9 protein-coding genes are annotated in these 12,867 nt (G+C 69.2%); 2 read left to right on the forward strand and 7 right to left on the reverse strand.

Annotated elements, in window-relative coordinates; genetic code table 11:
• Window positions 1–42: 42 nt before the first annotated feature.
• The 3 genes from VFU06_01910 to VFU06_01920 all read right to left on the reverse strand — a co-directional run bounded on the left by VFU06_01910 (window position 43) and on the right by VFU06_01920 (window position 5,185).
• Window positions 43–561 carry a DUF6438 domain-containing protein gene (locus tag VFU06_01910; GenBank protein ID HEU5208140.1) on the reverse strand — a complete coding sequence of 173 codons (519 nt, stop codon included), beginning with the start codon at window positions 559–561 and terminating at the stop codon, window positions 43–45.
• Window positions 558–3,344 (reverse strand): Ig-like domain-containing protein, encoded by a 2,787-nt coding sequence (locus VFU06_01915; GenBank protein ID HEU5208141.1) that lies wholly within the window; start codon window positions 3,342–3,344, stop codon window positions 558–560. The genes VFU06_01910 and VFU06_01915 overlap by 4 nt, the downstream gene beginning before the upstream one ends.
• A gap of 74 nt (window positions 3,345–3,418) precedes the next feature.
• Window positions 3,419–5,185, reverse strand: coding sequence for an alkaline phosphatase family protein (locus tag VFU06_01920; GenBank protein ID HEU5208142.1), 1,767 nt, complete (start codon window positions 5,183–5,185; stop codon window positions 3,419–3,421).
• Window positions 5,186–5,201: 16 nt separating this feature from the next.
• Here VFU06_01920 and VFU06_01925 point away from each other — a divergent pair, with 16 nt between their 5' ends.
• Window positions 5,202–5,927, forward strand: coding sequence for a cytochrome c biogenesis protein CcdA (locus tag VFU06_01925; protein ID HEU5208143.1), 726 nt, complete (start codon window positions 5,202–5,204; stop codon window positions 5,925–5,927).
• Between the two features lie 64 nt (window positions 5,928–5,991).
• Here the strand turns inward: VFU06_01925 and VFU06_01930 are convergent, their stop codons facing one another.
• Complete coding sequence (locus tag VFU06_01930) at window positions 5,992–6,384, reverse strand: response regulator (GenBank protein HEU5208144.1); 393 nt, start codon at window positions 6,382–6,384, stop codon at window positions 5,992–5,994.
• 11 nt (window positions 6,385–6,395) lie between these two features.
• Window positions 6,396–8,252 (reverse strand): ABC transporter ATP-binding protein, encoded by a 1,857-nt coding sequence (locus VFU06_01935; GenBank protein HEU5208145.1) that lies wholly within the window; start codon window positions 8,250–8,252, stop codon window positions 6,396–6,398.
• 234 nt (window positions 8,253–8,486) lie between these two features.
• On the opposite strand from VFU06_01935, the gene VFU06_01940 reads away from it, so the two are divergent.
• Window positions 8,487–9,335 (forward strand): hypothetical protein, encoded by an 849-nt coding sequence (locus tag VFU06_01940; protein ID HEU5208146.1) that lies wholly within the window; start codon window positions 8,487–8,489, stop codon window positions 9,333–9,335.
• A gap of 432 nt (window positions 9,336–9,767) precedes the next feature.
• Here VFU06_01940 and ggt read toward each other — a convergent pair whose 3' ends face one another.
• Together ggt and VFU06_01950 are read right to left on the reverse strand one after the other, a co-directional pair.
• Complete coding sequence (gene ggt / locus VFU06_01945) at window positions 9,768–11,606, reverse strand: gamma-glutamyltransferase (GenBank protein ID HEU5208147.1); 1,839 nt, start codon at window positions 11,604–11,606, stop codon at window positions 9,768–9,770.
• A 22-nt stretch (window positions 11,607–11,628) separates the two neighbouring features.
• Window positions 11,629–12,810, reverse strand: a complete 1,182-nt coding sequence (locus tag VFU06_01950; GenBank protein ID HEU5208148.1) for a M20 family metallopeptidase — start codon at window positions 12,808–12,810, stop codon at window positions 11,629–11,631.
• Window positions 12,811–12,867 lie beyond the last annotated feature (57 nt).

Genomic DNA, 12,867 nt, shown 5'->3' on the forward strand with positions numbered 1-12,867 from the left:
GCGGGTCCGGGGCCGCGCTTCGGCAGGACTGAATGTGGAGCGCTACCGGCTGATCCAGCGCCCCACACCTGCGGTCGCATCGACGCGATCGTGCATGCTTCGCAGGACTTCGGGCGCGCCCGTGCAGCCATAATCGTGCTGCACGGTGTGCGTGCGTCCGCCGAGCGACAACGTCAGCCTGACGTGCGGCGCGTCCGTGTGATACGCGCCGCACTCCTTTTCACCGTGCAGGTAGCGGGGCGCCAGGTCGAAGAAGCCGTCCGCCTCGAGGCTGCGCATGAGAGCGGCCGCAGAGTCGCGCGGAATCCCGGCCGTCGCGGTGCCGCTGAGATCGGTGAAGCGGCGGCCATCGAAGCTCACGACACCGCTGGCGTCGATCCTCACCTCGTACACGGGGCAGGTGCCGAAGCAGGGCCCGCGCTCCATTACCACCCGGGCGCCCTCGTCCACGCTCGTGCTGCGGGTGTCCTGCTGCGTTCCGCCGTTCTGGGCGGGAGCACATGATGCGGCGAGCAGAACGATGCAGCCGGTCAGACGATGCAGCACGTGGTGCACTCTCACTGGACCGTCACCCTTCTGCGCATGTGGCTGCGCACACCGTTGGACAGTTCGACCTGCAGCTCGCGATCGCGCGACTCCACCACGGCAGCGCCGCCGCGCGCGAAGGAGAGAATCTCGCCGGTCGTTGCGTCGCGGACGACCGCGAGCGGGCTCTGCACTGCATCCCACTGCACACGCACGCGCGCCCCGTCGATCCGGGTGACGCGCACATCCGGCGCCGGGCCGCCCGCGGGTGCGGCTGGCCGCACGACGTCGACGCCCGCACCGCGCAGGTGCAGCTGCGCCGGCGCACGGCCGCGCAGCATGCGGAGCGGCACGGCGTACGCGAAGTGCCGAGCGTCGGGTGCGTGGTCGACCGTGTTTCCGTCGAAGCGCAGGGTCGCGAGTGTGCCACCGTCCGCGGCCGTCACGCTGAGCGTGTAGCGGCCGCCCCCTTTCGGCAGCACCGGAGCCGCGACCGTCTCGAACGCCGGTTCGAGAATGACACCATCTTCACTGATGCGTCCCCACACGACGAGCACCGGTTCCCTGGCGGCAGCGACTGCCGCCTCGTCCTCGCGGTACTGCATCACGGCCTCATACGTGTAGTCGCTCGACCACGTCGGGTCACAGTAGCTCATCAGGTCGTAACGCAGCGACGACGCATGCAGCTCCCCGGTGCGCAGGTCCCATCCCGGATGCGCGATGGCGCCGTTGGCGTGCGGATAGTTCGGGTCAGGATTCGCCGGTCCGCCGCACGCGACGTGTCTGCGACCGAAATTGTGCCCCCACTCGTGGGCGAGCGTCTCGGCGCGCAGGTTGCTCCAGTCGACGCCCACCGCGGCCGGCAGGCCGATGTAGCCGTACCCGGTCCCGCCACGATCGTAGGAAGGCTTGATGACGCCGTAGTAGTAGCGTTCACTGCCGTCGGCGACACTCAGCAGCCGGATCTCCTGCAGCAGCCGGTTCCACGTGCTGTCGTACTGCGCCGCGAGCGCGCCGGTAAACGTGTATGCGTTGCGGACGTCCACGTCCATGTCCGCGAGCGGATACACCGAGTAGGTGCGGTCGACGTACGCCGCCAGATTACCGGTGTTGACGTCGCCGGTGAGGCCGTTCGCACTCTGCAGCACGGGCACGAGCCGGGCGCGGAACGGTGCCGCGCTGCGGACGTCGGGCGCATGCGCGTCGCCGTCGGCAGGATAGGCGTTGTCGCTCTCGTCCGTTTCAGCGATGCCGTTGTCCGGATCGACGTCGACCCGGAACGACATGCCCGGCCGGACCAGGTCGCCGGGCAGCCGGATGTTCCAGCTGCCCGAGAGCGACTCCTCGTCCGGCGCGATCGGTGCGCCGCCGCCCGGTGCTTCCGCCATGCGCGTGTCGACGAGCACGCCGTCATGGTAGATGCGTGCCCGGACTTCGGGCCGCTCGTTCGTTTCCGCGTTGGCGCGCGCGAAGACCCGCAGCAGCGCGTCCCGACCGGTGATCAGCGGGACCGAGCCGTCGGGGCGCTGCACGGACTGCGTGATGTGAGCGTGCAGGACGTCGAAATTGAGCCCACCGCTGTTCACGGCATACGAAACGTCCACGTCCGCCTGCGCGGCAGACACGATCTCCACCTGTCGCAGTCCGGGCGTCGCTACGTACACGGAGCCCTCGAGCTGCACGTGGTCGGCCGTGATCGTGTAGGTGCCGGGGTCGAGGCCGCTCAGCAGCGTGGTTTCACCGAGGGACGCGTGGTACGCGTTGGGCCCGCTCACGGAAACGTCCGCATGTCCGGGCTGAATGCCCGTCACCGTGACCTGCATGCTGCCGCCGATGATCCACTCGGCCGTCAGCGTCAGGTCCGTGTAGGCGGACCACGCATCGATCAGCACGAACCAGTCGCCCGCGGCCGGTGCGCGGACCAGGCACTGCTCGAGCGACTGCGGTGTCGTGGAGGCACAGTGGTGCAGTGATGTCGATGCGAAGCCGCCGGCCCGCAGGTACAGGTCGGCGTCGCCATTGCCGCCCTCGGCGCGGACGACGAGGCGAGTTGCGCCCTGCGGCACCGGGATCCGGAAGAGATGCGGTGTCCCGGTCGAGGCAGACAGCCCGGTGACCGGAATGCCGCTCTCGAGCACGGGAACGTCCTGGTGCGCGATCGCGAGCGCCGTGAAGGTGAGTGCCAGCTGGGTTTCCGGGACCGAAGCGTGGACGGTCTGCTCACCGGCAGGGCCGAGAGTCCAGCGGGCACGGGCCACGCCGGCCGCGTCGGTTTGCCGCAGCGTGTCGGAAAGGATGCCCGAGGATGCGGCAAAACGGACTGCCCGGTTCGCGACCGGGTTCTCGTATGCGTCGCGCAGCAGGACGCGAAGTGGCTGCGGCAGGTCAGCGCCAGGCTCCGCCACCATCCCGTTGGCAGTCAGCGGAAAGATCGTGACGGGCGGACCCGCCTGAACCTCGAGCTCGATGGTCACGACCGAAAGGCCTTCGGCGCTCGCATGCAGGCGCTGCGCTCCGCTGATCGGACCTGCGGTCCACGTCACGGAGGCCTGCCCGTCGCGATTCGTGGAGGATTCGCTGCGGTCGAGCGTCCCGCCGCCGGACTCGACTCCCCACGTTACGCGGACCCCCGGCACCGGGCGATTCGCGCCGTCAAACGCGGTCACGGTGATCGGCTGGCCGAATGCGGTGCCGACAACGCCGATCTGATCGCCGCCCCCGGTGATCACGATCGACCGTGGTGCGCCCGGGCCCGACGGATCGCCGCAGGCGCCGACCAGGAGCACGACCAGGGCGAGAACGGGCAGGACGAGGCGCATGCGGACGGCATCCGGTGAAGTTCGGCGAGATCCTGAAATATAGTGCTGCGCACAGCCTGCGCGCGCGGTGTGTGTTACGGCCGGGCGGTGACCCGCTTTTCCCGCTCGATGAATTCGAGCAGCCCGAGCTCCGGCTCCTCGCGATAGCGACGGAAGAGCAGGTGCAGGTCGAGCGGGTCGTCGATCGGAAAGCGCGCGGGGATCAGCCCGCGCGGGCTCATGATGAACGGCCAGAACTGCCGGCCGCCGATCGCGCCGTGTGCACCGACCTGGTCGTCGAAGCAGATGCAACGATCACGTTCGGGGTCATAGGCGCCGACGAGCACCAGGTCGCCGGCGTTGTCGTACTGCACCAGCTGCGCGAGCGCGCGCCGCTCCACGACCGTCGGCGCATAGTCGGCCAGCGGATCATCACCCGCCAGCACCTCGACCTCGCCGCTGGGCGTGATCAGCGCGCGACCGGTCAGCGATTCGACGTGCGCGCCGTCCAGCATCCGCGTGACGACGAGACCGATGCCACCATGTGCGACGAGGAAGTAGTACAGCGCGCGGCGTTCCGGCTCGCCGCGGATCTCGTCGAACGAGAGCGGCCGCTCCGGCTCCGTCCAGTACAGGTGCGCAAGCGACGACGAGTACGTGACCACCATGCGCTCGTCTGCGCGCACCACCTCCGCGACCAGCGGGAACACGCCGTACTGACTGCGCAGCCAGCGGCCGAGCCGCTGGCCACCCCGCCGCACCGGCATGCTCGACGTCTGCGAGACCTCCTCCAGCTCCTGCACCAGGAAGTCCATCACCTCGCGCGACTCGGGGGCGTAGTCGCCGGTGCCGGCCATCACCAGCACGCCATGCTCGACCGCGTTGTCGATCGTCTCGCCCAGCGTCTCCCCATACTCGACGCGGTAGGGAGTCGACGGCGTCTGTCCGTGGTCGCTCAGGATGTAGAGGTCGTACGGCCTGCCAGGCACCCGACGCAGCATCTTCAGGATCTCGCCAATGCGGCGGTCGAGCGCCCGCAGGCATGCGTATGCGGGCCTGGACTGCGGACCGAAATGGTGTGCGAACTCGTCGTAGACGTTGTACGTGGTGTAGATCGCCGGCACACCATTGTAGATGTCCAGCAGCACGGCCATCGTCTGCAGCTCGCGCAGCACCACGTTGCTGCCGATGTGCAGGAACGGCAGGTACCACCAGTAGTGCGTCGCCTCGCCCTTCGCCTGGCTGACCAGCCGGTTCCATTCCTCCTGCAGGTACTCCCAGGCCGAGGCGAGGACCATGCGCGTCGTGCGGATCGGGTGCGTCAGGGTCAGCAGGAAGAGCCGGCCGCCCCCGATGTTCTCCAGGAAGCGGCGCGGCGTCTTGGCCGAAAGCGTGAAGTACGAACGGTCGGCGCCGCCGTCGTAGATGTTGACGTAGCTGGTGCCGCCGTTGAGGATCCCGTCCTGCGGCAGCCGGTCGCGGACGTGCTGCACGTCCGCCGGCCGCGAGCCGAGGATCACGCGCCGGTCACGCTTCTCGTACCAGCGGAAGGCCGGGATGTTGTCCTTGGTCCCGTAGAAGATCGCGCCCTGGGCCGCGGGGGTGGCGCTCGGCAGGCCCGCCGGGTAGCGGCGCACCTCCCAGCCGTCGCGCTCGATCAGCCGCCTGAGCCGGGGGCAGTACCCTTGCTCGAGCGCACGCTGGAAGTCATCATGCGCCAGCGCGTCGATCTGCACGACGATGAACCCGCGCTGTTCGCGCGCTGCGCTGTCCGCGTCCTTGCCAGCCCGCCGCTCCGCAGCGAACGGAAAATACTTGACGCGGTAATACAGGCGGTACAGAGCGCGGCGCAGCCGCTTCAATCGATCTGGAGCCGACATGGAATCGGTGTCGTTCGCCGTCGCATTCTTCGCGGGCGTACTTTCATTTCTCTCGCCATGCGTACTGCCGCTGGTGCCGGGCTACCTCGGCTTCATTACCGGGATGTCCCTGGATGATTTGAAGGGGGACCCCCGCCGAAGCGCAGTCCTCGTGCCAGCCCTGTTCTTCGTCGCGGGTTTCGCGACGATCTTCCTGCTGCTGGGCGCGTCCGCGACGTTCCTCGGGCAGCTCCTGCTGCGCTACCAGGACTGGATCAGCCGGATCGGCGGCGTGCTCATCATCCTGTTCGGGCTCCACCTGCTCGGCGTGTTCCGGCTCACGCCGCTGATGCGCGAGCGCCGCATGCAGATCAAGGACCGACCGGCCGGCCGCCTCGGCGCGTACGCGACCGGGCTCGTCTTCGGCGCCGGCTGGACACCGTGCATCGGGCCCGTGCTCGGAGCGCTGCTCACGTATGCAGCCGCGCGCGAGACGCTCGGATCCGGCATGCTCCTGCTCGGCGGCTATGCTGCCGGCCTGGCCGTTCCGTTCCTGCTGGCAGCTCTCGCGACCGGGATGTTCCTCGAGGCGAGTCGGAAGCTGCGCGGGTGGATTCCCACGCTGGAGAAGGTGTCCGGCGGCGTGCTGGTGTTCGTCGGGCTGCTGCTGGTGAGCGGCACGTTCACCTGGCTCTCGACCTACTTCGTGCGACTCACGCCGGAGTTCCTGCTCGAGCGGATCTAGTCCCTCGGCCTGACGTGCGTACCCGCCGGCAGGGCGGCCGGGTTCCTGTGAGGAAGCCCGGCGCTCAGGCCGGCGTGTCGTTTCCGGCAAGCAGGGCGGGGAGCCGGCGCAGCAGCTCGCGCGGCTCGACCGGCTTGGTGAGGTACTGCGTGCAGCCCGCTTCCATGCACGCGCGCTGCTCGGCGGCGCCGACACGGCCAGTCAGGGCGACGATCGGGATGTGCGCCGTCGCCGGACTGCCCGACACCTCGCGCGCGACGTCGAGCCCCGGCCTGTCCGGCAGGCCGAGGTCGAGCAGCACCAGATCCGGTGGCTCTGCCCCAACGGTTTCCAGCGCTTCGGCCGCCGTGCCCGCCTCCTGCACCCGGTAGCCGGCGTCCTCGAGCAGCAGCCGGAACGCCTGGCGGAGCAGGGGATCATCTTCGACCAGGAGGATCGAACTGGGGGATTCAGTCATTGCGGCTGAAGCTAGACATCCCCCTCGGCAGCGGCAAGCGGCGTATCCTCCAGCTCTTCGGCCAGAAGCTGGCGGTGCAGCAGCTGCGCATACAGGCCGTTGCGCGCGATCAGCTCCCCGTGCGTTCCCTCCTCGACGATCCGGCCGTCGTCCAGCACGAAGATCCGGTCGGCGTGCATGACCGCGCTCACCCGATGACTGATGATGAGCGCGGTGCGCGCACGTACGACGTCGCGCAGCGCCTCCAGGATCTGCGTTTCCGTGTGCGTATCGACGGCCGAGAGCGCGTCGTCGAGCACGAGCACGGCCGGGTCGCGCGCCAGTGCCCGCGCCAGTGTTGCGCGCTGGCGCTGGCCGCCGGACAGGTTGACGCCGCGCTCGCCGAGCCGCGTCGCGAAGCCGTGCGGGAACGAGGCAATCGTCTCCGTCAGCCGTGCGACCCGCGCGGCCTCCTCGATGCGACGATCGAGGCGCTCGGCATCGACGTCCGCGAGCAGCGGGGTGGACGGCGCGTCGTCCGTGCCCTCCTCGCGCGGCAGGCCGAGCGCGATGTTCTGCGCGATCGTTTCCGAGAATACGAACGTATCCTGCGGCACGACGCCGATCGCGTCGCGCAGCTGCGACAGCGAGAGCTCCGGCAGCGGCACGCCGTCGAGCAGCACGACACCGCTCGTCGGATCGTAGCGGCGCGTGAGCAGCGCCACGACCGTCGACTTGCCCGAGCCGGTCGGCCCGACCAGCGCCGCCGTCTGCCCCGGCTCGATGCGCAGGCTGACGTCCTCCAGCACCAGGCGCTCCGACTTCGGGTAGCGGAACGTCACGTTGCGGAACTCGATGCCGCCTCGCACCGGGTGCAGCAGGGCAGGCTCGGCGGGATCCTGCACGTCCGGCTGGCGCAGCAGGACCGACTGGATGCGGGTCAGCGCTGCGGCACCGCGCTGGAACAGGTTGGTGACCCAGCCGATCGCGATCATCGGCCAGATCAGCATGGCGAGGTAGATGCCGAACGCGATGAAGTCGCCGGCGGACATCGCGCCGCGCATCACCAGCGTGCCGCCGTACCAGAACACGACCAGCATGCCGACCCCGGTCAGCGCCGACAGCGTCGGGTGGAAGACCGCGGAGATGCGCGCCAGCACCATGTTCTTCTCGAGGTAGCCCGCGTTCAGCTCGTCGAACTCACGCTCCTGCGCACTCTCCTGCCCGTATGCGCGCACGATGCGGACACCGCTCAGGTTCTCCTGCACCATCGTCTGCACGACGCCGAAGTGCTCCTGCACCGCTTCCCACCCCGCGTGCAGCCGCCGCGAGAAGTAGAGCATGACCGGCCCGAGAAGTACCAGGGGCAGCAGGGCAACGAGGGTGAGCCGGACGTCGTAACGCAGCATGAACGTCAGCGAGAACGCCGTCGCTACGACCGTGTTCACCATGTACATGATGCCCGGCCCGATCGCCATGCGCACGGCATTCGTGTCGTTGGTCGCGCGGCTCATCAGGTCGCCCGTGCGCACTCCGGCGTAGAAACCGGCGTCCAGGCGCAGCAGGTGATCGAAGAGCTCGTCGCGCAGGTCGGTCTCCATGCGACGGCTGATGCCGTTGAGAAGCTGGCGCATGCCGAAGCGGGCGACCCCGCCCACCGCCGCGATGGCGATGATGCCGAGCGCGTGCAGCGCGACCCCGCCGGTCGTGATGTCCGCCTCGCCGAGAACGTCGATGCTGCGGCCGACCATCCACGGCACCAGCGCGGCAAACCCCGCGGCCACGACGATCAGCAGGATCCCGGCGATGATCCCGCCCGTGTAGGGGCGGGCATACGGCAGCATTGCCTGGTAGCTGCGGATCGAGCCGGTCCTGGGAGTGTCCTTCATTCAGGTCGCCCGAGGTCCCACGGAGTGCACACCCGCACACTCGATGAAGGGAGTCGAATCAGTGAAAAGCGCGGCGGGACGCGGATTTCTACGGTACGGCACGGGCGCGCGGGGCACCCCGGGCATGGCATATCGGTTGCACCTACTCCGAGCGTCAAACGACAGAATACCGAGACGGTAGGGAACGGAGCGAACGCAATCAAGCGCTCCGGCACTTTATTCAGGAGAACGCTCATGCCGCGTACGAACCGCTGGGCCGCGCTGGCCCTGATGATTCCGCTGGCGATGCTGCCGGCAGCGTGCGGCGACAACGGAGACGAGCGGGCCGCGCTGGAGCAGGACGAGCTCGAGCGCGAGCTGGACCTGGCGCTGCAGGGAGATACGCTCGACGGCACGTTCCAGGACACCGCCCAGTCGATGGACACGGTGCCCGAGGCGGCGGCGCCCGCGCCGGCGACGCCTCGGCCCGAGGCACCGCGTGCGTCGACGCCGCGTCCGGCGCCGTCCAACAACACGCCGGCGCCCGCGCCGCGTCCGGCTCCCCGGCCGACCACGGCCACCGTGCAGGCGGGTACGACGTTCGCGCTCAGCCTGAACGAGGAGCTGTCGACGGAGCGCAACCAGGCGGGTGACGGCTTTACCGCCACGCTGTCGGAGCCGATCCTGGACGCGAACGGCGACGTCGCAATCCCGGCCGGCGCCACGGTGCGTGGTCGCGTGACCAAGTCCGCGAAGTCCGGCCGTGTCGGTGAGACGGCGGTGATCACGGTTGCGTTCGAGGCGGTCAGTTTCAACGGCCGCAGCTACCCGCTGCAGGCCACCGTGGTCGAGGCAAACCCGGAGCGCCGCAACCGCACGCCCACGAGTGAGCAGGTCGCCAAGGCCGCAGGTGGTGCCGCCGCAGGTGCGGTGCTGGGTCGCGTGCTCGGCAAGAGCACCAGCTCGACGATCAAGGGCGCGGTCATCGGCGCCGCGGCCGGTACCGCGATCGCCATGGGCACGGCGGACGTCGATGCAGTGCTGCCCGCGGGCTCGCGGATGGTGATCCGGCTGGACGCGCCGGTCGAGGTGCGGCGGACCTGACGTCTCGGACTTCGTCTACCAACTGCTTCTACCACAGAGCGCACAGAGGGCACTGAGCCTGTGCCGCGGGAATACGAAGGGTGCTGTCCACATGGGCAGCACCCTTCTTCATGTCGAAGCGTTTCCACGGGAACTTCAATTTTACCGCTGAGAGCGCGGAGGTCGCTGAGAACGACGCTGAGTGTTCTTCGAGTAACGCAACCCCTGCGTCCGATTCAGGATCCCGCTTCTGGTTTGCATTTCCCGGAATAACGACGCGCCTGCTGATTCAGGCTGATCGGGCGGCCGGCGCAGCAACTACAAAAAGTGTTTGCCGTACCGGGGGCCCGCCAGAAACGCGGAACCCCTCAGCGTCGTTCTCCGCGCCTCGGCGCCTCCGCGGTGAAGAAACTCCGTGTTCTCAGTGCCCTCGGTGGTTAGAAGAAAAGGGGATCAGTAGCCAGCTGCCTTTCCTCCCGTCCGCGGATCGAACGCCCCGCGCCAGCGGCCATCCAGGCGCAGCAGCGCCGGTGAGGTGCCGATGCCGCCGATCTCCTCCAGCTCGTGGCCGTAGCGCTGCAGCGTGCTCAGCACGTCCGGCGTGAAGCCGCCGGTCTCGTAGCGCAGCACGTCCGGGAGGTGCTGGTGATGGATGCGGGGCGCGGCGACGGCGGTGGTCACGTCCATGTCGTGGTCGATCATGTTGGAGATGACCTGCCAGGTCGCGGTAATGATGCGGGGGCCGCCGCGGGCGCCGGCGAGGATGACCGGGCGGTTGGTCTCGGGCTCGAGCACGATCGTAGGCGTCATCGCCGACAGCATCCGCTTTTCCGGCTCGATCGCGTTCGCCTCGCCCTGCACGAGACCGAACATGTTCGGCTCGCCCGGCTTGGACGTGAAGTCGTCCATCTCGTCGTTCAGGACGAACCCGGCGCCGCTCACGGTGACGCCGGAGCCGTAGAGGTCATTGATCGTGGTCGTGAGCGCGACCGCGTTGCCGTCCTCGTCGACGACGGAGAAATGCGTCGTGTGCTCGGGCTCGTCGAAGTGAAGCGAGCCGGGACGCACGTCGGCGGAGGGCGTGGCGCGCCGCGGCGTGATCTGGCTGCGGAGCTGCGACGCGTACTGCTCCGAGAGGAACTGTGGCCGCGGTACGTCGACGAAGTCGGGGTCGCCCAGGTAGTGGTTGCGATCGGCGAATGCGCGGCGCATCGCCTCGGCGGTGTAATGCAGCGACTCGGGCGAATGCCAGCCGAGCGCACGCAGGTCGTAGCCCTCGAGGATGTTCGCGATCAGCGCGAGCGTGAGGCCGCCCGAGCTGGGCGGTGGCATGGAGATGACCGTGTGGCCGCGGTAGAGGAAGACGACGGGGTCGCGCCACTTCGCCTCGTAGCGCCGCAGGTCCTCGTGCGTGATGATCCCGCCACCGCGCTGCATCTCGGCGACGATCAGATCGGCTGTCTCACCCTCGTAGAAACCGGCCGGCCCGTGCTCCGCGATGCGGCGCAGTGTTGCCGCGAGTTCCGGAATGCGCCAGCGCGTACCCTCGGCGATCGGCGTCCCGCCCGGCAGGAACAGCGTGCGTGATCCCTCGAACTGTCCGAGCCGCTCGGCCGCTCCCGCAATGGATCCGGCCAGCTCCGCGTCCACGATGAAGCCCTCTTCGGCGAGGCGGATCGCCGGTGCTACCACGTCCTCCCAGGGCATGCTGCCGAAGCGTTCGTGTGCGGCATACAGTCCGGCGACCGCGCCCGGTACGCCGGACGCCAGGTATCCGACCACCGATCGGTCCGTCGTGTTGCCCTGCGCGTCCAGGTACATGTCGCGCGTGGCGGCGAGCGGCGCCTTTTCCCGGAAGTCGAGCGACGCCGTCGTGCCGTCGGCCAGGCGCGTGACCATGAAGCCGCCGCCGCCGAGGTTGCCTGCCTCGGGGTAGACGACCGCGAGTGCGAACGCGGTAGCAACCGCGGCGTCGACCGCGTTGCCGCCCTCGCGCAGGATGCGCACGCCCGCATCGGTCGCGAGCGGCGCATCGCTGGTCACCATGCCGCGTTCGGCGACGGCGGGCGTCGCATCGAGCGCGAAGCGCCACTCGTCGGGAACCGCCTGCGTCACCTCCGTCGGCGGTGTCGGCGGCGCTTCGGCAAAGGGGGCACAGGCGGCGAGCAGAATTGCGGCGGATGCAGACACATGCGTCAGCATGTGCCGGAGTGCGCCGGTGCCCGGGAAACCTCTGCGTGAGAAGACCGCGCCTCTCCGGTGGTCGTCCTGCTGTGCGGGACTGCGCTTCAAGTGAACCTCCGATCCGTGAATCTCATCCGCGTCGCAGCCGCTCGATCGCGCAGGCGGCGAGCGCCGTCGCGCCGAGCGGCAGCACGCGCTCGTCGATGTCGAAGTCCGGGCTGTGGTGCTCGCGCGGCCGCTCCAGTGCCGCGCCGAGCCAGAAGAACGTGCCGGGCGCATGCTCGAGCAGCACCGCGAAATCCTCGGACGGCATGGAGGGCTCCTGCTCGCCCACGGCGTCCGCACCGAGCGCACTCGCTACGGCCTCGCGTGCGAGCGCGGTCATGGCCTCGTCGTTCAGCACCGGCGGGTAGCCGTCGCGGAACTCGACCTTCCCGCGCCCGCCCAGTGCGTTCACCACGTCGAACGCGCGCGTGATCTCGCGCTCCAGGACATCGCGCACGTCGCTGTCGAAGTACCGGATCGTGCCGCTCATGTCGACGCGCGCGGCCAGGATGTTTTCCGCGTCGCCGCCGCTGATCCGACCGATGTGGACGACGGCCGCCGCGCCGGGCGGAATGCGACGCGCCACCGCGTTCTGGACGGCAAGAATGGCGTGCGCGGCGAGGACGATGGCATCGACGCCTTCGTGAGGGCGGCCGGCGTGTGCGCTCTGCCCGTGGACAGTCGCGCGCAGCGTGACGGAGCCGGCCATGTACGGCCCGGCGCGCATGAAGCAGCGGCCGAACGGCAGGTGCGCGCCGACGTGCAGGCCGAAGACCGCGTCGACACCCTGCATCGCGCCGTCCTCGACCATGCGCATCGCGCCACTGCGGTTCTCCGCATCGGACATCTCTTCGGACGGCTGAAAGAGCAGGCGCACGGTACCGGCAGGCAGCTCCCTGCGCTCCTGCTGCCGGGCGAGGATCTCGGCGGCGCCCGCCAGCATGGCGACGTGCGCGTCGTGTCCGCACGCGTGCATGACGCCATCGATGGTCGAGCGGTACTCGACGTCGTTCTCCTCCTGCATCGGCAGCGCGTCCATGTCCGCGCGCAGGGCGACGGTCGGTCCGTTGCCGTTGGCCAGCTCCGCCACGATGCCCGTCCGTCCGACGCCGGTCCGCACGGTGTAGCCGAGCTCCTCGACGAGCCGGGCGGCGGTTGCCGCGGTCCGTGTTTCGCGGAAGCCCAGCTCGGGATGGCGGTGCAGATCGCGCCGGAGCCCGGTCAGCTTCGGCTGGAGCGTGGTGGCGTGCTCGAGCAGGGTGGTCATGGCGGCCCGTCCACGGTAAGATTGGTCGCGCAATCTGGTCGGGATTCGTAGAGGGGG

This window comes from Longimicrobiales bacterium (assembly GCA_035764935.1).
In the GTDB taxonomy this organism is placed as follows: domain Bacteria; phylum Gemmatimonadota; class Gemmatimonadetes; order Longimicrobiales; family RSA9; genus DASTYK01.

Coding starts and splice junctions, on each gene's coding strand:
- VFU06_01915 (HEU5208141.1), bottom strand. CDS start 3,344: ATGCGCCTCGTCCTGCCCGTTCTCGCCCTGGTCGTGCTCCTGGTCGGC.
- VFU06_01925 (HEU5208143.1), top strand. CDS start 5,202: ATGGAATCGGTGTCGTTCGCCGTCGCATTCTTCGCGGGCGTACTTTCA.
- VFU06_01930 (HEU5208144.1), bottom strand. CDS start 6,384: ATGACTGAATCCCCCAGTTCGATCCTCCTGGTCGAAGATGATCCCCTG.
- VFU06_01935 (HEU5208145.1), bottom strand. CDS start 8,252: ATGAAGGACACTCCCAGGACCGGCTCGATCCGCAGCTACCAGGCAATG.
- VFU06_01940 (HEU5208146.1), top strand. CDS start 8,487: ATGCCGCGTACGAACCGCTGGGCCGCGCTGGCCCTGATGATTCCGCTG.
- VFU06_01950 (HEU5208148.1), bottom strand. CDS start 12,810: ATGACCACCCTGCTCGAGCACGCCACCACGCTCCAGCCGAAGCTGACC.